The organism is Novosphingobium aureum, assembly GCF_015865035.1.
GTDB lineage: Bacteria > Pseudomonadota > Alphaproteobacteria > Sphingomonadales > Sphingomonadaceae > Novosphingobium > Novosphingobium aureum.
In genome coordinates this window covers 85156-103366 of the sequence record NZ_JADZGI010000003.1, presented here as the reverse complement: position 1 = coordinate 103366, position 18211 = coordinate 85156, and the positions used below count along the sequence as shown (strand labels likewise).

The 18211-nt window shown below is 69.0% G+C and carries 18 protein-coding genes; 5 read left to right on the top strand and 13 right to left on the bottom strand.

Features of this window, described 5'->3' with window-relative positions; all coding sequences use genetic code 11:
* Positions 1–265: 265 nt before the first annotated feature.
* The 9 genes from I5E68_RS16050 to I5E68_RS16010 form a co-directional block, all read right to left on the bottom strand.
* Positions 266–1063 carry an alpha/beta fold hydrolase gene (locus I5E68_RS16050; protein ID WP_197165878.1) on the bottom strand — a complete coding sequence of 266 codons (798 nt, stop codon included), beginning with the start codon at positions 1061–1063 and terminating at the stop codon, positions 266–268.
* Entirely contained in the window at positions 1060–2523 is a 1464-nt protein-coding gene (locus I5E68_RS16045) for an FAD-dependent oxidoreductase (protein ID WP_197165876.1), read from the bottom strand. The genes I5E68_RS16050 and I5E68_RS16045 overlap by 4 nt, the downstream gene beginning before the upstream one ends.
* Positions 2520–2846 carry a hypothetical protein gene (locus I5E68_RS16040; protein WP_197165874.1) on the bottom strand — a complete coding sequence of 109 codons (327 nt, stop codon included), beginning with the start codon at positions 2844–2846 and terminating at the stop codon, positions 2520–2522. The genes I5E68_RS16045 and I5E68_RS16040 overlap by 4 nt, the downstream gene beginning before the upstream one ends.
* Complete coding sequence (locus I5E68_RS16035; protein WP_197165872.1) at positions 2843–4405, bottom strand: ABC transporter substrate-binding protein; 1563 nt, start codon at positions 4403–4405, stop codon at positions 2843–2845. Before I5E68_RS16035 ends, I5E68_RS16040 begins: the two co-directional genes overlap by 4 nt.
* A 2-nt stretch (positions 4406–4407) precedes the next feature.
* Positions 4408–5538: a class I SAM-dependent methyltransferase gene (locus tag I5E68_RS16030; RefSeq protein ID WP_197165870.1), complete on the bottom strand. Its 1131-nt coding sequence runs from the start codon at positions 5536–5538 to the stop codon at positions 4408–4410.
* A complete protein-coding gene (locus tag I5E68_RS16025) occupies positions 5535–6371 on the bottom strand; it encodes an ABC transporter ATP-binding protein (RefSeq protein WP_197165868.1) in 837 nt (278 codons plus the stop codon). Before I5E68_RS16025 ends, I5E68_RS16030 begins: the two co-directional genes overlap by 4 nt.
* Entirely contained in the window at positions 6368–7180 is an 813-nt protein-coding gene (locus I5E68_RS16020) for an ABC transporter ATP-binding protein (protein WP_197165866.1), read from the bottom strand. Before I5E68_RS16020 ends, I5E68_RS16025 begins: the two co-directional genes overlap by 4 nt.
* Before the next feature lie 97 nt (positions 7181–7277).
* A complete protein-coding gene (locus I5E68_RS16015; RefSeq protein ID WP_197165864.1) occupies positions 7278–7997 on the bottom strand; it encodes an ABC transporter permease in 720 nt (239 codons plus the stop codon).
* Positions 7990–8961 carry an ABC transporter permease gene (locus I5E68_RS16010; protein WP_197165862.1) on the bottom strand — a complete coding sequence of 324 codons (972 nt, stop codon included), beginning with the start codon at positions 8959–8961 and terminating at the stop codon, positions 7990–7992. Before I5E68_RS16010 ends, I5E68_RS16015 begins: the two co-directional genes overlap by 8 nt.
* Before the next feature lie 115 nt (positions 8962–9076).
* Here I5E68_RS16010 and I5E68_RS16005 point away from each other — a divergent pair, with 115 nt between their 5' ends.
* Both I5E68_RS16005 and I5E68_RS16000 read left to right on the top strand, forming a co-directional pair.
* The gene (locus tag I5E68_RS16005; RefSeq protein WP_197165860.1) at positions 9077–10273 is read left to right on the top strand and encodes an FAD-dependent oxidoreductase; all 1197 of its coding nucleotides are present in this window, start codon (positions 9077–9079) and stop codon (positions 10271–10273) included.
* 1 nt (position 10274) lies between these two features.
* Complete coding sequence (locus tag I5E68_RS16000; protein WP_197165858.1) at positions 10275–11072, top strand: maleate cis-trans isomerase family protein; 798 nt, start codon at positions 10275–10277, stop codon at positions 11070–11072.
* Here the strand turns inward: I5E68_RS16000 and I5E68_RS15995 are convergent.
* On the bottom strand, positions 11069–11902 hold the full coding sequence (locus I5E68_RS15995; RefSeq protein WP_197165856.1) for a GntR family transcriptional regulator: 834 nt from the start codon (positions 11900–11902) through the stop codon (positions 11069–11071). The genes I5E68_RS16000 and I5E68_RS15995 overlap by 4 nt on opposite strands.
* 89 nt (positions 11903–11991) lie before the next feature.
* Between I5E68_RS15995 and I5E68_RS15990 the strand changes: the two genes are divergently transcribed.
* On the top strand, positions 11992–13479 hold the full coding sequence (locus I5E68_RS15990) for an aldehyde dehydrogenase (protein WP_197165854.1): 1488 nt from the start codon (positions 11992–11994) through the stop codon (positions 13477–13479).
* 40 nt (positions 13480–13519) lie between these two features.
* Here the strand turns inward: I5E68_RS15990 and I5E68_RS15985 are convergent, their stop codons facing one another.
* Both I5E68_RS15985 and I5E68_RS15980 read right to left on the bottom strand, forming a co-directional pair.
* A complete protein-coding gene (locus tag I5E68_RS15985) occupies positions 13520–14431 on the bottom strand; it encodes an acyl-CoA dehydrogenase family protein (RefSeq protein ID WP_197165852.1) in 912 nt (303 codons plus the stop codon).
* Positions 14431–15576: an acyl-CoA dehydrogenase family protein gene (locus I5E68_RS15980; RefSeq protein ID WP_197165849.1), complete on the bottom strand. Its 1146-nt coding sequence runs from the start codon at positions 15574–15576 to the stop codon at positions 14431–14433. The genes I5E68_RS15985 and I5E68_RS15980 overlap by 1 nt, the downstream gene beginning before the upstream one ends.
* A gap of 104 nt (positions 15577–15680) precedes the next feature.
* On the opposite strand from I5E68_RS15980, the gene I5E68_RS15975 reads away from it, so the two are divergent.
* Both I5E68_RS15975 and I5E68_RS15970 read left to right on the top strand, forming a co-directional pair.
* Positions 15681–16865, top strand: coding sequence for an acyl-CoA dehydrogenase family protein (locus I5E68_RS15975; protein WP_197165847.1), 1185 nt, complete (start codon positions 15681–15683; stop codon positions 16863–16865).
* Positions 16862–17824, top strand: coding sequence for an acyl-CoA dehydrogenase family protein (locus I5E68_RS15970; protein ID WP_197165844.1), 963 nt, complete (start codon positions 16862–16864; stop codon positions 17822–17824). The genes I5E68_RS15975 and I5E68_RS15970 overlap by 4 nt, the downstream gene beginning before the upstream one ends.
* Before the next feature lie 71 nt (positions 17825–17895).
* On the opposite strand, the gene I5E68_RS15965 is transcribed toward I5E68_RS15970, so the two are convergent.
* Entirely contained in the window at positions 17896–18120 is a 225-nt protein-coding gene (locus tag I5E68_RS15965) for a tautomerase family protein (protein WP_197165842.1), read from the bottom strand.
* Positions 18121–18211: the final 91 nt, after the last annotated feature.

Here is an 18211-nt window from a genome sequence, read left to right as displayed (position 1 = left end):
CCCCCCGATTTGTCTAGCCCTTGAACCCTGCAAAGCTGGTCGGGCCTGTTCTCGATGGCGCCCGCCTCGCTCTCTCTGTGAAAGAAGTTTGTACTCATTTAGATACAACTGCAAGGGACAATCAGAATCCGCGCAGCATTTTTTATCGCTGTTTTTCAAATGGTTATGGAAAATGCGGGAACGAGTTGAAAATTCCCGTCATCAAATTGACGTGAATCAATGGAATTTGCGTACAACTGACAGGCCCTCGATTGGGGCCTCCGGACTAGAGTCGAGCGAGGAAGTCGCCGACCGCGCCAAGCCACTCGGCAGGGCGCTCGCGAACGACCGCGGAGCCGCCATCGAGCGCGACGTACGAAAAGTCCTCGCGCGCCAGCATGATCCTTGCGGCACTGGCGAAGATCGCATCGGCGCGGCTGGCCAGCACCAGCGTCGGGCAGGCGATCCGTTCGAGGTCGTGCGCGAGGTCGTGGCGATAGGCCGCGGCATGGCCCCACTCGGGCTCACCGCTCGCCTCGTAGTAGCGCAGCACCGCCTCGTGGACCGTGCGATCGCTCGCCGCCGGGTCCATCACCCGGCGCAGGTAGCGCCAGCGCTCGGCGAAATGGGTGCCCTCGGCACAAGGCGCGAAGCTGCGATGAACCCGCGCCTGACGCTCGCGGCGCTCGGACGCGGTGTAGAAAGGGGCGTTGTCGAGCAGCACACCGGCGCAGCGGTGCGGGTGGCGCGCCGCGAAGGCCGCTGCGACGAGCGCACCGGTATGGTGTCCGCCAACCACCGCGCGCGCGATCCCCAACTCGTCGAGGACGACGCGCAGGTTCTGCGCATAATCGGCGATTTCGGGCGCTGCGGGCGGGGCATCGGACTGGCCGTAGCCGGGCGTGTCCAGCGCGATCGCGCGCCGCCTGGCGCCAAGCTCGCCAAGCACGAACTCGAACTGGAGCGAAGACCAGGGCGTCTGGTGGAGCAGGACCAGCGCGGTGCCACCCCCGCCGCATTCGCGCCGGTGCACCTGCCCCCACGATCCCGTGCAATAGCCACGCACGAGCGCGGGCGCGCTCATGCCCGGCGCTCGCGCGCGATCCGCTCGCCCAGCAGGCGTCCGAAGGTCAGCGCCGGCGTAATCATCATGCCGCCGCAGGCCGCCTTGCCCATGGTCTGGCCCGCGCCGAGGATCTCGCCGATGGCGTGGAGGCCCTCGATCGCGCTGCCGTCTTCGCGCAGGACCTGCAGGTCGATGTCGACGGCGAGCCCGGCGGCGCTGCTGATGGTGCAGCCCTGCTGGCGGATGGCATAGAAAGGAGCTTGTGCGATGGGCGCGGGCAGATGCCGGCGGCCCAGAGCATCCTCGCCGCTCTCGACCCCGGCGTTGTAGGCTGCGATACTCGCGCGCAGACCCTGCGCGTCGATCCCCGCCACCCGCGCCAGATCGGCGAGGCTCGCGGCCTTGTGGAACGAGGGATGCCCCTTGGCGAACTGCGCGGCGATGGCCTCGCGGCTCCAGCCCGAAAGGATCGGCTCCGCCTGCTCGAGCATCGCCTGATCGAACACGATCCAGTAGCGGTGTCCGGGCTGGCGCAGCAATGCCTGCTCGCGCGAATCCACCGAGGCATCGTCCTCGCGCACGAAGCGTGCACCCGCCGCATTGACGTAGATCTCGCAAGGCGCGCGCAGCGCGGGGTCGGTCACCACCCGCGCCACCGGGCGCGAGGGCACGTCGAGGCGCTCGAGCGGGAAGCCGAAATTGGTGAACAGGTTCTCGATCCCGCGCAGGTGGCCGCCCGCCTGAACGGCAATCTCGTGGCCGATGCCCTGCGCGTGGGGATAGGCCATGGCGCAGTGCTGGGGCACGCCGCTGATCTTCTCGTAAAGCGCGGCATTGGCCGAATATCCGCCCGTCGCCAGCACCACGCGCGGCGCCGACCAGCCAAGCCGCACGCCTTGCGCATCGCGCCCCAGCGCGCCGCTCACCCGCCCCGCCGCGTCGAAGCGCAGCGCGTCGATGCCAGTTTCGCACCACAGCGAGATTGCCCCGCGCCCCACCTGCTGCGCAAGCAGCGGTTCGAGACAGGCCAGCACCGCGTGCCCGCGCTCGCGCGACCAGTAGTAACGCGGGCGGCTATAAGGCTCGTGGCTATTGCCCAGCACCGGATGCCCGGGCTCGACGGTGAAACCCTGATCGCACAGCCAGTCGAAGGTCGTCGCGGCATTCTCGACCGCAAGGCGCACCAGCGCCGGATCGGCGGTGCCCCGGCTGATGCGCATGACGTCCTCGAAATGCAGGTCGGCGCTGTCGGCGATGCCCTGCTCGCGCTGGAGCCGGGTTCCCGCCGCGCTCATCTGCCCATTGGCGACGAGCAGGCAACCGCCCAGCCGCTCCGCCCGCTCGACGAGCGCCACCCGTGCACCGCCGCGTGCGGCGAAGAGCGCGGCCATGATGCCCGCTCCGCCGCCACCCACGATCAGCGCATCGAAGGACCCGGCATCCTTTATCTCGGTCGTATTTCGCGAAGCATCGCTCACGCGCCGTTGCGCCCGTCGACCGGCCTGCGCGGATCGAGCACGATGCGCAGGACCCGCAGCAGCATCGCTTCGCTTGCCTGCGCGCGCTCGGCCGCGTCCTCGCCGGCGAGCGCCTGTGCCTGCCAGTCCGCGACGGACTTGCCGCTCAGTGCCGCGACGCTGCTTTCCAGCCGGGCGATCTTGTCGTTGGCAACGCTCAGTTCGACCGCGAGGCTCAAGGTCATGTTGAGCACCGTCTCTGCCTCCTGGCAGCTGAAACTGAACGGCCTCTCGCCCCGAGCGAGGCGGATCATCTCGACAATGGCATCGCTGGAAGAAGTCACCGGCGCGCCTCCGCGGCCCGCGTGATGGTCTCGAAGGCAGGAATACGGTTGGCGATGGTCACGTTGTGCAGGTCCTTCTGATAGGAGAACAAGTCGATCTGTTCGACCAGGAACAGCGCCGGCGCGGCCTCGTGAAACCCGCGCCCGACCGCGCGCAGCGCCTGCTCGCGGCGGGCGTCGTCACCGATCCGCTGCGCCGTGACGAGCCGGTCGGCAAGTGCGCGATCACAGAAGAAAGGGTTCGCACGCAGGCACGAGAAGCTTTCCATCGAGCGGATCGCATCGTTGTAGGGCGCGGCATTCCACGAGGCACCGAAGGCCCCGGCGCTCCACCCGTTGGTCGCGAGCTTGCGCAGGTATTCGGGCAGGCTGGTCACGCGCAGGTGCGCGCGCACGCCCACTTCGCCCAGTTGCCAGGCCACCGCCTGGTAGATCAGGCTGTCGGCAGGCAGCGAGTTGGTCAGGATATCGATGTCGAGATCGAAGCCTTGTGCATGGCCTGCCTGCGCCAGCAATTCGCGCGCGCGCCGCGGGTCGTAAGGGTAAGGCGCGATGGCCGGGTCCTGGCCGCTCACCCCGCGCGCGGCGGGCTGGCCTGCGAGACGGCCCATGCCGCGCAGCAGGAGGCGGGCGAGCGCCTCCTTGTCGACCGCGAGATTGAGCGCACGGCGCACGCGCACGTCGCGCAAGGGGCTGGCCGCATCGCCCTCGGTGCGAAAGGCGATCGACATGACCGCCATCGAGCCGGTGACGCTGACCGGATAGCCCCGCTCCTCGAGCCGGTCGATCTCCTCGATCTCGACCGGCGCAATGTCGACGTCGCGCGAAAGCAGCGCCTGCGTGCGCACCGCCGCATCGGGCAGCTCGATGAAGCTCAGCCGCTTCCAGCCGGTCGAACGCCAGCTCTGGCGGCTCGCCACCAGCTCGACACGGCGCTGGCGGTGATCCCAGCGCAGCAGGCGGAACGGCCCGGTTCCGACCGGCGCCTGTGCGAAGCCCTCCGCACCAAGTTCGCGCCACAGATCGGGCTCGACCATCCACGCCGAGACGAGGCGCTTGGGCAGGATCGGGTCGGGCTCGGACGTCGCGATGCGCAGATCGAGTGGCCCGGCGGCCCATGCCCGCTCGATCGCCTTGAGCTCCGCCCCGACGACGGTGCGCCGCCCTTCCGGCGATGCCAGCCAGTTGAGCACCTTGGCCGCACCGGGCGCGTCGAAACGCTGTCCGTTCGAGAAGCGCACCCCCGGTCGCAGCCGCAGGCGCCAGTGTGTCGCGTCCTCGGCCTCCCACGAGAGCGCGAGCGCAGGCACCAGCGCGCCCTCCTCGTCGAGGCGGGTCAGCGCATCGAAGAGTTGCGACCACACGAAGATGCCCGGACGGCCATTGCCGCGAAACGGATTGGCCAGACTGCTCGGCAGCCCGTTGACGCCGATGCGCAGGGTCTGCGCCTCGGCCCTGCTTCCAGCCGTGTCCTCACTCTTGTCCTCAGCGCCGCGCGAACCGGTGCACCCCGCAAGGAGCAGGCAGGCCAGCAGCAGGGGCATCGCGAATATGCGCATCGTCAGCCAGCCTGTCCCTCGAGCAGGTACCAGCCGCCGCGCCCGTCGGTCTTTTCCAGCTTGAGCTGCGCGACGCGGTCGGGCGCGAAGCCCGCCTCGCGCATGTCGGCGAGAAGATCGTCGCCCGCGTAGATGCTCCAGAAGGCCTCGCCGTTGAAGCGCACGTCCCAGGCCCGCTCGACCTGCGCGACCTCGCCCTCGACGAAGCGGGTCGGCACGTCCTGATGAACGACGAGGCCGCCGGGCGCGACCAGCCGGTGCGCCTCGCGCATCATCGCCCTGCGCTTGTCGCGCCCGATCTCGTGCAGCAGGTTGTGCGAGACGACGAGATCGAACCCGCCATCCTCGAAGCGGGAGAGCGCGGCCGCGTCGGCCTGGTGGAAATGGACCCGTGCCCCCAGCGCCTCGGCGCGGGCATGGGCATAGCGCAGCATCCCTGCGCCGATATCGACGGCCTGGACCTCGGCCTCGGGGAAGGCGAGCGCCCAGGCACAGCTCGCAGCCCCCGCCGAACACCCGATCTCGAGAATGCGCGCGGGCGCGAAGCCGGGACGGACCTGCTCGAGGTGCCGCATGACCGCCCCTGCCTTGCTGTCGGCCTTGCCGATGCCCTGCCCGAAGGCATAGATATTGCCACCTGCCTCGTAGAGCGCGCCTGCCAGCCAGTCCTCGCCGTGACGCTCGAGCGCATAGCCGCCGGGCTGGAGGTGGATGTCGATATCGGCGATCTCGGCAACCGGCTCGAAGGCAGGGTCGAGCGCGAGCGAGCCGCCCGCACCTTGCCGCGCGCCGTTCCCGAGACGGTGCGCCGCTTCGGCGATGCGCTCCTGCTGGCGCAACACGGGCTCGCCGACGGTCAGCCAGATCATTTCCTGCGAGGCACGCGCCAGAGCACTCCAGGTACGATAGCCGGGCGAGAGGAACAGGGCCTGCGCGATCTCCTCGCGGGTTTCGGGTTCGCTTGCCCGAGCGGCGCGATAGGCGGGCAGCGCCTCGGCCTCGTAAGCCGGCAGGTTGCGCGCGCGCAGCCTTCCCGAAACGATCCGGCGCAGGGCGACGACGGCGCGCTGGCGGCTCTCCTGCTCCGGCTCGGGCCGGGCGAGAAGATCGTGGCGAAGGTCTCGAACGTTCACGGGTGGTCTCCCATCTCGAGGATCTCCTGCGTGGCGAGGGTATCGAGCGCAGTGAGGTCGAGGCCTCCGCGCAGGACATCGGGCGTCGCGCGCACCAGCGCACGGGTATAGGCATCGGCAGGTTCGTCGAGCACTTGCGCGACGCTGCCCTGCTCGACGATCCGCCCTGCCCTCAGCACGATCACCCGGTCGGCGAGGCGGCGGACCATGCCGAGGTCGTGCGAGACCATCAACATGCCCAGCCCCTGTCCGCGCAAGGCCTCGAAACGGCGCGCGACGGCCAGCTGATTGACCACGTCGAGCGCCGAGAGCGCCTCGTCGCAGACCAGCACGCGCGGCTCCATCGCCAGCGCCCGCGCGATCGCGACGCGCTGCTTCTGGCCGCCCGAGAGGCTTGCCGGTTTCGCGCCGAGCAGCCTTTCCGGCAGGCCGAGCAGCTCCATCAGCCCCGCGAGCGCACGCTCCATCGCCGGGCGATCGCGCAACCCGCGCACCACCATCGGTTCGCGGATCGTGCGAGCCACCGTTTGATTGGGATTAAGCGAGTTCGAAGGGTCCTGGAAGACCATCTGCACACTGCGCAGCAAGGCCCTTGCCGCGCCGCGCGGCAGGTCCGCAGCGATCTCGCCCCCCAGCAGCACGGTGCCTTGGTCAGCCTGCTGCAGTCCGGCAGCGACACGGGCGAGCGAGGACTTTCCCGAACCCGACTCGCCCACAAGCGCGACGATCTCGCCCGCCGCGACCTGCAGCGAGCATGGACCGATGGTCGGCGCCCTTGCGCCCCGGCCGTAACGTATGGCGACATCGCGCAGTTCGATCAGCGGCTTCGTCATGGTCCCTCGCTTGTTGGCGCGGGCCGGGTCAGGCCGAAACTCGCGGCGGCATCGACCAGCATCCGCGTATAGTCCTCGCGCGGATCGGCCACGAGCGCGCGCGCCCCGCCGCGCTCGACGACCGCGCCCTCACGCAGCACGATGATCTCGTCGCACAGCGAGACCGCGACGCCCAGGTCATGGGTTATCAGGATCGAGGCGCGGGTCGCGGCCTCGCGCCGCAGCAAGGCGAGGATGCCGAGCTGGACGGTCGCATCGAGCGCGGTGGTCGGCTCGTCCGCGATCAGCAGGCCGGGATCGTTGAGCACCGCAAGCGCGATCATCACCCGCTGGCGCTGCCCGCCGGACAACTCGTGCGGGTAGCGCGCGAGAATGCCCTCGGGATCGGGCAGCTGCATCTGCGCCAGCCGCGCCGCGGCGATCTCGCGCGCCTCGCTCCGGCCGATCCGGCGATGGCGCATGAGCGTCTCGATCAGCAGCGAACCGATCGGCCTTACCGGGTTGAACGCGGCCAGCGGGTCCTGGAAGACATAACCGATGGCGCTGCCATTGAGCCGGCGCCGGTCACGCGGTGACAGTGCGGCGAGGTCCTGCCCCTCGAGCGTGATACTGCCCTCGCTAACAGCAAGGCCGGGGGCCAGCAGCCCGGCAATCGCCATGGCGAGGGTCGACTTGCCCGAACCGGATTCGCCGACGATGCCCAGCACCCTGCCGCGCTCGAGCGAAAAGCTCACGTCGCGCAGGATCGCCGCGCCCGAGGCGCGGGCCGCGATGGACAGGTGTTCGACCGCCAGTACCGGATCGCTCATCGCCGCGCCTCCCTGCGCACTGCGTCGCCCACGAGATTGAGCGCGATGACGACTGCGACGATGGCCAGCGAGGGGACCAGCAGGAGCCAGGGCGCGCTCAGCAGGTAGGCGCGCGATTGCTCAGCATCACCCCCCAGGTCGGCTGGCCCAGCTCGGCACCGATGCCGAGGAAGGAAAGCGCACTTTCGGCGATGAGCATCTCGGCGAAGTGCAGGCACAGCAGGGTTACGATGCTGGGCACCAGTCCGGGCAGGACATGATGGGCATAGAGGCGCAAGGTGTTCATCTGCATCGCCCTTGCGGCCAGCACGTATTCGCGCACGAGCAGGCTCGACGCCTCGGCCTGCACCACGCGCGCGAAGACCGGCCAGGTGGCAAGGCCCAGCACCAGCGTGACGCTGCGCCCGCCATTGCCGAAGATGGCCACCGCGGTCATCGCAATCACGAACGAGGGCAGGCTTTGCACCAGCGCGGTGAGCTCTCCCAGCAGCCGCGCCGGCAGCGAAGTGGCGCGCGCGCTGGCGAGACCGACGAGGCTGCCCACGAGACAGGCGATCACGGTCGCTCCCCCGGCGATGGAAAAGGACCAGCCCAGCCCCGACACCAGCCGGCTCGCGACGCTGCGCCCGAGCTGGTCGGTGCCCAGCCAGTGACCCGCACCCGGAGCGAGCAGGCGCTCGCCAAGCTCGACCGCGCGCGGATCGGGCGCGAAAGCCGGCCCGGCCAGCGCGAGCGGGACGAGCAGCACGAGCAAGGCCAGCCCGACCCGCGCGCTCCACGGCAAGCCTGCCCCCGTCATGGCTCCGCGCTCAGCCATGGGCGCCGCCGATGCGCGGGTCGAGCCAGCGCTGGGCGAGCCGGGTCAGCGCGGTGACCATGGCAATCACGAGGACGATGAGCAGGACGGCTGCCTGCACCACGGGAAAATCGAGGTTGGTGGTGGACTGGACCAGCAACCAGCCGATGCCCGGCCAGGCGAAGATCGATTCGAGCACGACCAGCCCGGTCATCAGGAACGCGACCTGCGCGCCGATGTAGCCAAGCGTGCCGAGCAGGGCGTTGCGCGCGACCTCGCGTACCGCAATGCCCAGCTCGCTCGCCCCGGTCGCCCTTGCGGTCAGGACATAGGGCGAGGCGGCGGCGACTTGCGTGTTCGCCTCCAGCAGGCGCGCAAGCGTGGGCGCCATGAAGGTCATGATCGAGACCGCGGGCAGGATCCAGGTCTGCGCCCCTGCCCTGCCCAGTGCGGGCAGCCAGACGAGCTGGATGGCGAAGACCTGCACCAGCAGCAGCGCGACGATGAAGCCGGGCACGCCCTGCAGGCAGAACACGATTCCGCGCACGATGCGCCGCGCGCGGGCCTGCGGGTTCATGCCCAGCCACAGGCCGAGCGGGATGCCCACCAGCAAGGTCAGCCCCATGCCCAGTGCACCAAGCAGCACGGTCGCGGGAAAAGCGTCGAGCACGACGTCGAGCGCGGGCCGTCCACTGGCGAAGGAAAGGCCGAAATCGAGCCGCACGAGATCGGCGAGAAAGGCGAGATACTGGACCCACAGGCTCCGGTCGAAGCCATATTCGGCCCGGATCGCATCGAGCTGGGCCGGCGTGGGTTCACCCCCGGCGATGACCAGCGCCGGGTCGCCCGACAAGCGCAGCAGGAAGAACAGCAGGCTCGCCGTGGCGAGGACGAGCACGGCCAGCGAGAGCAGCGGTGCCGCTATCGCGCTCCAGCGTCTGCCTGCCTGCTCACCCGCGCCCAGCAGCCCGTTCAATCCTGCCACAAAGCTTCATCCCACCTCGGCGCCGGGGCCGTCCTGTCTTGCACAAAGCGAAAGAGTGCGCTTGCGTAAGTTGTATTTATAGTAATACAGGACATGGATCAATGAGGAAACACACATGAATCAGCACAGAGTGGGAATCGTGGGTGCCGGGCCTGTGGGGCTGACCTGCGCGATGCGCCTGGCACAGATGGGAATCGCCAGCGTCGTCATCGAACTCGAGCCCGAACTGAAGCGCGACCTGCGCGCCTCGACGTTCCATCCGCCCACGCTCGACCTGCTCGACGAGTTCGCGATCACGCCCTACCTGCTCGAAAAGGGACGCATCTGCCCCAGCTGGCAGATCCGCATCCACGAGACCGGCGAGAACGTGCAGTTCAACCTCGCGCTGCTCAAGGACGACACCGCCCACCCCTACCGCCTGCAGTGCGAACAGCACTGGCTGACCCATGCGCTGATGGAACGGCTCGAGGCGATGGACCTGGTCACCGTGATGATGGGAACGAAGGTCACCTCGGTCACGCAGGACGCGGACAAGGTGACCGTGCTCGCCGAGCGCGGGGGCGAGAGCGAGACGCTCGAATTCGACGTGCTGGTCGGCGCCGACGGGGCGAAAAGCACGGTGCGCGGGCAAGTCGGCCTCTCGCTCGACGGCGAGACCTACCCCGAGGAAACCATCCTCGCGACCACCACCTTCCCCTTCGAGGACCATCTGCCCGGGCTGTGCAACGCCAATTACGTGTGGACCGAGGCCGGGACCTACAGCCTGCTGCGCCTGCCCCAGTTCTGGCGGGTCAGCCTCTACCCGGATGCGGGCGAGACGATGGAGGAGGCGATGGAGCCCGAACGCATCGAGGCCAAGCTGCAGCGCATCGTGCCGCGCCCGGGCGAGCGCTACGACGTCGACGAGGTGCGCCGCTACCGCGTCCACCGGCGCATCGTCTCGGATTTCCGCGTGGGCCGGGTCGCGCTCGCCGGGGATGCCGCGCACATCAATTCGCCCTCCGGCGGCATGGGCATGAACGGGGGCATCCACGACGCCTTCTGCCTGAGCGAGGCGATCCGCGACGTGCTCGCCTCGGGCGACACCGGCATTCTCGACCGCTATACGCGCCAGCGCCGTCCCATCGTCTCGGCCGACATCCTCGCGCAGGCCAACACCAACCGCTCGCGCATGCAGGAACGCGACAAGTCCGCGCGCCAGGCGATCTTCGCCGATCTCAAGGCGCTCGCCGCCGACCCCGAACGCCACTACGATCGCGTGCTCGAATCGAGCATGATCGCAGGCCTTCGCCGCGCCGCCGAGATCGCCTGACATGGCCGATGTTCCCGCACGCAGCCTCGAGCAACGACCTGAACACCGGGCCGACTACGGCCAGGGCGGGCGCATCGGCATCGGCACGCCCCAGGCCAATCCGACGGTCGAGGCGGAAATGGCGATTGCCCTGCCGCGCAGCTGTGCCCTTGCCGCGACCCGGCTGCGCAGCACCGCGGCAACGCCCGCGGCGCGCCTCGAGGCCTATCTGGAGGGGCTGGGCGAGACGCTGGAAAGCTACGACAGCTATCGCCCCGACGTCTTCGGCTTCGCCTGCACCGGATCGAGCTATCTCGTCGGACACGAGCGCGAGGAAGCCATCGTCGCACAGGCCTCGGCCAGGGCGGGTTATCCGGTCATTACCGCCACGCACGCCATCGACGATTGCCTCTCGCGCATCGATGCGCGGCGTATCGCGGTGATCGCACCCTACCCCGAAGACCTGATCGCGGCCGGGGAACGCTACTGGCGCGCGCATGGCTACGAGATCGCCGCCTTGCACCGCATCCGCACCGCCGGCAGCGATACGCGCGGCATCTACGCGCTGGGCTCGAGCGACGCTGCCGATGCTCTCGCCGGGCTCGACCTGGACGGTCTCGACGCGGTGCTGCTGAGCGGCACCGGACTGCCGACGCTGCGCCTGCTGGCCACCTGGCAGGGCCCGGTTCCGCTGTTCAGCTCGAACCTGTGCCTTGCCGCAAGACTGTTCGAATACTGCAATCCGCAGGTCCGGCTGGACCCGCGCCGCCTGCACATCCCCGGCCTTGCCACGCGCTGCGCCGAAGCCGGTATCGCCTAGCCGATATGACGCCAGCGCGGATGCCCCGAACTGTGCTCGCGCGTGAGCAGCATATGGTACTCGTAGCGATCGGGGCGGTAGAGGCTCTGCTGGAACAGCAGCGTGCGCCCTTCGGGATCGCGCACCGCACGCCGCACGCGCACGAGCGCCGAGCCGATCGAGACCTCGAGCAGATCGGCGGTCCGGTCGTCGGCAAGCGTCGCGCTGATCGTCTGCTCGGCATCGGCAGAGCGCAGCCCCGCCGCCTCGAGCGCCTGGATCACCGGCTGCGCGCCGAGCGCCTCGGGATCCAGCAGCGAGGCCTCGTTCTCGCGCAAGTAGACGTTGGTCAGCGAGAACGGCTGCTCGCGGTAGAGACGCAGGCGCTCGATCTCGAACAGCGGCTCGTTCATCGCCACGTCGAGCGCGCCGTAGGCCTGCGGCGGGGCATAGGCAGCCTCGCCATGACGGATCAGCCGCGTCTGCGTCTCGAAACCGATGGTGATGAGATTGTCGACCTCGCCCGAAATCGGGCCGCGCGCCTGCGGGCTGCGCTCGGCGACGAAGGTCCCCGCCCCGCGCTTGCGCACGATCAGGCCCTCTTCCTCGAGCCGACCCAGCGCGCGGCGCACGCTGACACGCGAAACGCCGAAGACCTTGGCCAGTTCGAACTCGGAGGGAAAACGGCTGCCCGGCGCATAGATGCCCTCGCGCACGCGCTGGCTGAGGACGAGGTGCAGCTGGTGGTAGACGGGCAGGCTGGTCGCTCCGCCCGAACCGAGCTGGCGCCGTCCTCCGCTACGTGGACTCTTGACGGGCGGTGCCGTGGATTTCGAAGCTGGACTGCTCATGTAGGTGGCTCGGTTTCTCGCTTGCACGCCGCATCGCGCGGCACGGCATATTGTCTGCCTATAAAGTCAACTCTTGGGAATTGCTATTCATGATCACCCACTTTGCATGTCCCCGCTCGGTCGGTGCGATCATCGACGGCTGCACGACGGCCCCGGCCGATGCCGGAACGCTGGAGGTACGCTACCCCGGAAACGGTGAGGTTGTCTCCACCCTCGTCGAATCCGGCGCCGACGAAGTCGACCGCGCGGCACGCGCCGCGCGTGCCAGCTTCGCGCAAGGGCCCTGGCGGCGCAAGTCGGTCGAGCAGCGCGGCGAGATCCTCGGACGGATCAGCGACATCATCCTCGAGAATGCCGAGGAACTGGCCTGGCTCGAATGCATGAACGCCGGACTGCCGATGGCGCGCATCCGTCACACCCAGATCGCGCGTGCGGCCTGGAACTTCCGCTTCTTCGCCGAAGTCGCCTCGCAATCGGTCGGCCAGGCGATCAACCAGGACCCGCGCTATCTGACCACCGTGCTGCGCGAGCCGGTCGGCGTCGCCGCGCTGATCTCGCCGTGGAATGCGCCCGTCGCGCTGTCCTCGATGAAGGTCGCGGCGGCCATCGCCTTCGGCAACAGCTGCGTGCTGAAGCCATCCGAGCTGACCCCGCTCGCGGTGCATCGCCTCGTCGAGCTGATCCACGAGGCCGGCGTTCCCGAGGGCGTGGTCAACCTCGTCAACGGGCGCGGCCATGTCACCGGATCGGCGCTCGTCGCACATGAGGATGTCGATCTGGTCTCGTTCACCGGCGGCACCCAGACCGGCCGCCTGATCGCCGCCGAGGCAGGACGGCGCCTGATCCCCACGACAATGGAACTGGGCGGCAAGTCGGCCAACGTGATCTTTGCCGATGCCGACCAGGACCTGGCCCTCGACGGCGCGCTCGCCGGGATTTTCTCCAACAACGGGCAGCAATGTCTCGCCGGATCGCGCATCCTCGTCGAGGCCTCGATCCTCGATGCGTTCGTCGCGCGCTTTCGCGAACGCGCCGCGGCGATCCGGGTCGGCGACCCGATGGACCCGGCCACCGAGGTCGGCCCGGTCATCTCGCGCGAACACCGCGATCGGGTTCTGGGTTTTGCCGATGGCGCCAAGGGCGGCGAGGTCATTGTCGGAGGCCACGCCCTCGACATCGACGGCGGCTATTTCATGGCCCCCACCGCAGTGCTCGCCGACAACGACAGCCCGGTCGCGCGCGAGGAGATCTTCGGGCCCTTCGCGACGATCATTCCCTTCAGGGACGAAGCCCACGCGATCGCGCTCGCCAATGCCAGCCGCTTCGGGCTGGCCGGTTACGTGTGGACCAGCGATGTCGGCAAGGCCCTGCGCTGCTCGCGCGATATCCGTACCGGCGTCGTCTGGATCAACACCCCGATGGCGCGCGAGCTGCGCGCGCCCTTCGGCGGGTTCAAGGACAGCGGCATCGGGCGCGAGAGCGGACCGGACTGCCTTGCCTTCTACACCGAGCCCAAGACCACGACGCTCGCCCTCGACCCGGTCGCGCCGCCCACCTTCGGCAAGGGGACCAACTAGGACCCGCTCTACCGGCAGGCCGGGGCGGCGCGCGGCGGCCTCAGCCCCACAAGGCATCGGCGGCCGCGCGCGCGTTCGCGCCGCGTCCGCCCAGCTCCCCGATCAGGGCCTTGAGGCGATAGGTCCAGAAGTGCAGCGGATGCTCGAGGGTCATGCCCATGGCACCGAGAAACTGGTGGAAATCGTAGACGCTCGCCCGGGCCGACTCCTGCGCATGCCAGGCCGCCAGCGCGGCGTCGCCCGGATCGAGCGTCGCGGCAGCCTTCATCGCCATCCAGTAGACACCGTTGGTGCGCACCTGCGCCTCGGCAAGACGATGGCGCAGCGCCTGGAACGTCGCCAGCTTGCGGCCGAACTGCTCGCGCTCGGACAAGTGCGCGCATGTGCTAGCCAATGCAGCGGCGAGCAGGCCCGCCGCTTCCGCCGCGATCGCCGCGCGCCAGCGCGTGCGCGCCTCGGACACGGTGATGGCGAGCGGTTCGCGCTGCGCCGGGAGTTCCAGCAGGCTCGCCATCGGGTAGGCGAAAAGGCTCTCATGCTCACTGCGAAGCTGCGCCTCAGTGGCGGTGAAGCAGGTGACACGCTCGTCCTCGACCACAATCACCCGCGCGCCGGGAGCAAGGTGGCGCACCAGCCGCGGTGTGCGCGTGCCCTCAACGAGACAGACCGGCGCGGGCCCCTCGCCGATCACCGGCCCGAAGAAGGCGCGCGCGCCCGCCTCCACTGCAAACGGCAGCCGGGCCAGACGCTCGACCACCACGGCGGCGGTGGCGGTGCCAAGATCCGGGTCGGCGGCGACCTCGAGGAAGCCGGCTTCGGCCAGCTGCGCCGCGAAGGCCTCGCTGCTCGCCACCAGCGGGGCATCGTGTACCGGGGCCTCTTCGTAAGGGCGTGCGAGGGTATCGAGCGCATCGAGGATCGCGCGCTGGTCTTCGCTCAGTCCGACATGCATCAGCGCGGCTCCCTCGGCAGGCCCAGCACGTCGCTGGCTATGATGTTGAGCTGGATTTCCGCCGCGCCCGCCGCGATCCCGGCAACGATGCCGCGCTGGTGGTGCATCTTGAGATAGGGATGCGCATCGGCCAGCGCCTCGGGCACATGCTCGACCACGAATTCGGCGACGGTGCGCTCGCACAGCACGGTGGCGTAGCGCGCGGAGGAACTCTCCTGCCCCACCACCTCGCCCTCGGCGCGGCGGGTGACGATGGCGTAGCTGGCAAGCCGCGCCGCCTCGCACAGGGCTGCGGCCTGCGCCGCCTCGATGCGCACGGCCTCGCGCGCGAAGTCGCCGCGCTCGCGCAGGATCGCGACCGCCCGGTCGAGCGCGGCACGGGCGAGCGCATAGCGCGGGATGCCGAGCCGCTCGTTGCGCAGCGAGTAGGCGATGATCTCCCAGGCCTGCCCTTCCTCGCCCAGCCGCGCCGTAGCCGGCACGCGCATGTCGTCGAAGAACACCTCGTGGATGTCGCCCTCGCCGATGATCGAGGGGATCTGCCTGACGGTGATGCCCGGCGTATCCATCGGCACGAGCAGGATGGTGATCCCGCGCTTGCGGTCATCGCTGGTACGGCACAGCAGGAAGCAGGTATCGGCAAGCCCCGCATAGCTGGTCCAGATCTTCTGCCCGTTGACGACATAGTCATCGCCGTCGCGCACCGCTCGGGTGCGCAGCGAGGCGAGATCGGAGCCCGAACCCGGCTCGGAAAAACCCTGACACCACAAGGCCCTGCCCTCGGCGATCGGCGGCAGGTAGCGCGCGCGCTGCTCCTCGCTGCCGTATTTGATCAGCGTCGGCCCGATCCAGTTGACGTTCATGTACTGGCCGCCGCGCGGCTCGCCCGCGATCCACATTTCCTCGGCAAGGATCGCCTGATGCCACGGGTCCTGCCCCTGCCCGCCGATCTCGACCGGCCAGTGCGGGGTGAGCAGTTCCTCGCGGGCGAGTGCGCCGCAGAAAGTCTCGGCGTAGCGGGTCAGCGCAGGCGAGGCCGGGCCATGCTGCGAGAAGCGCTCCCAGTCCTCGGGCAGGGTCTTGGCGAGAAAGGCGCGCAGGCGCTCGCGAAAGGCCTGTTCGGCTGAAGTCCATGCGAAGTCCATGGCCCGGTGACTAACCGCGCCGTGGGGGCAGCGACAGCATCGCGGCGTCGATATCGCCGCGGCGGGCTTGAAGCGAGCGCCGACAATCTGGCCTAGCTTTGCGCATGAGCGACACTCCAGAAGACCTGAGACACGAGATCCGCCAGTGGCTCGCGGACAATGCCCCCGGCGACTGGCGCGACCAGTCCACGCACGAAGGCTTCGTCGCCTCGCAGCGTGCGTGGTTCGCGCAACTTGTCGCGGCGGGCTACGCGGTGCCGCACTGGCCGGGCGAATGGCCGGGCGGGGGTCGCTCGCTCGCTGAGCAGAAGATCATCTACGAGGAACTGGCCCGCGCCGACACCCCGCGCCTGCTGCTCTCGTTCGTCTCCACCTACCATGCCGCCGCGACGCTGATGGAATGCGCGAGCAAGGAGCAGGCCGCGCACTACCTGCCGCGCATCCTTAAGGGCGAGACCTGGTGCCAGGGTTTCTCCGAGCCGGGCGCCGGATCGGACCTCGCCGCGATCCGCACCAAGGCAGTACGGCGCGGCGACGTCTACGTCGTCTCGGGCCAGAAGATCTGGTCGACCATGGCGCAATATGCCGACATGTGCCTGCTGCTGGTGCGCACCTCGAGCGAAGGCGCCAAGCAGGCCGGGATGACCTACCTGCTGATGGACATGACCTTGCCCGGGGTCAGCGTGCGCCCGATCCACCAGATCCAGGGCGACGAGGAATTTGCCGAGATCTTCCTCGACGAGGTCGAGATCCCGGTCAGCCAGCGCGTCGGCGAGGAAGGCGCGGGCTGGGCCGTCGCGCAGGCGACGCTCGCCTCCGAGCGCGGCCTGACGCTGATGGAACTGTCCTATCGCATGCGCGGCGCGATGACCCGCCTCGTCAGCGAGATTGCGGGAACCGACAGGACAGAAGACAGGGGCGTGCTGCGCGACCTCGGTGCGCTCGCGACGCGGGTCGATGCGGTCTGCGCGCTCGCCGACCGTTTCCTGCAGAAACGCATGGAGGACGAGGAGAAGATCGGCGACGCCTCGGTGGTCAAGCTCGCCTACGCGCGCTGCCTGCGCGCCTGGGCCGAGATGGGCGTCACCCTCTCGGGCCTTTCCGGACAGCTCCACGCGCCGATCACTTATGGCGACCTCAATAGCGGGAACTGGATGGCCGACTTCATGAACAGCTACGCCTGGACCATCGCCGGCGGCTCCGACGAGGTCCAGCGCAACATCATCGCCGAACGCATGCTGGGCATGCCCCGCGAACCCAGAGGCTGGAAGCTGGAGGCCGGACAATGAGCACGATGCGCCGCGAACTCGAGGACAGCGCGCTCAAGGCCTTCCCGCACTGGGAAGTCGTGCGCGAGCGTGAACAGGCCCGCGCGACGGTTGCGGAGCTCGGCTGGTTCATGGCCGGTGTTCCCGAAGACATGGGCGGCCTTGGCCTCTCACGCGCCGAGCTCGGCGTGATCTTCGCCCAGCTCGGCCGCGCACTGGTGCCCGGCGGCCTCGTCGCCCAGTTTCTGGCGGTCGAGGCGCTGGCAGGGGCGCAAGCCTTCGCGGGCCGCGACGAACTGCTCGAAAGCGCCATGGCGGGCGAGCCGCTCACCGCCTCGCTCGCCATCGGGCGCGAAGGGCTCGAGGCGGTACCCGATGCCGACCTCGCCAGCCATGTTCTGGTGCGTGGAGTGCAAGAGATCGCGCTGGTCGCGCTCGAGGGTGCCACGATCGAGCCGACGCCTGCCTGGGATACCTCGCGCGCGCTGTTCAGCGTGAAACCTGCCGAAGGGGGCGCGCGTCTCGTGCTGGCCAGCGGCGCTGAGGCCGCAGCGCTCAACGCGCGGCTCGACGAACTGGCGTGCCTCGCGCTTGCCGGCGATGCGCTCGGCGGGGCGAGCGCAGTGCTCGCCATCTCGATCGATTACCTGGGCACCCGCCGCCAGTTCGACCGTCCGCTGGCGATGTTCCAGGCGCTCAAGCACCGCGCCGCCGACCTCAAGGCCGCAATCGACACCGCCAGCGCGCTCTACGATGCAAGCAGCGACGCGAGAGGCACCGCGATGGGCGCGATGAAGGCGCATTGCTGCGAGGTCTACAAGCAGGTCGCCGAGGAGGCGGTGCAGTTCCACGGCGGGATCGGCCTGACCGTCGAATACCCGGTCCACCTGTTCCTCAAGCGCGCATTCCTCAACCGCGAACTGGGCGGCAGCGCAGGCTTCTGGAACGAGCGCGCAGGCCGCGCGCTGCTCGAAGCCTGAGCACAAGCGCACATGTGCAGGAGGGCCGCACCCAGCGGCGCGACCCTCCCGAAACTGCGACGCCGTTCGCGTCAGGCTGCCTTGCGACCCTGCATGGCATGGATGTCCGCCGCGCCGAGACGCTGGCCGCCGATGGCCCAGTCGCCCTGCTCGACTTCGGTAATCCGCACCCAGGTGACCGGGCGCATGGCCTCGCCCTCGACCTCGACCATGGCTTCGGTGACCTTGTCGATGAGCGCGTGCTTCTGCTCGGTGGTGAAAACATCCTTGATGACGTCGATGGTTACGAGAGGCATTTTTCAATCTCCTGGCTTGTGTGTTGCGTCGATCCGGCCTTGTCCGGCAGTGGGCCGTGACCTTGTCGATGAGCATGGAATACCGCCCCGG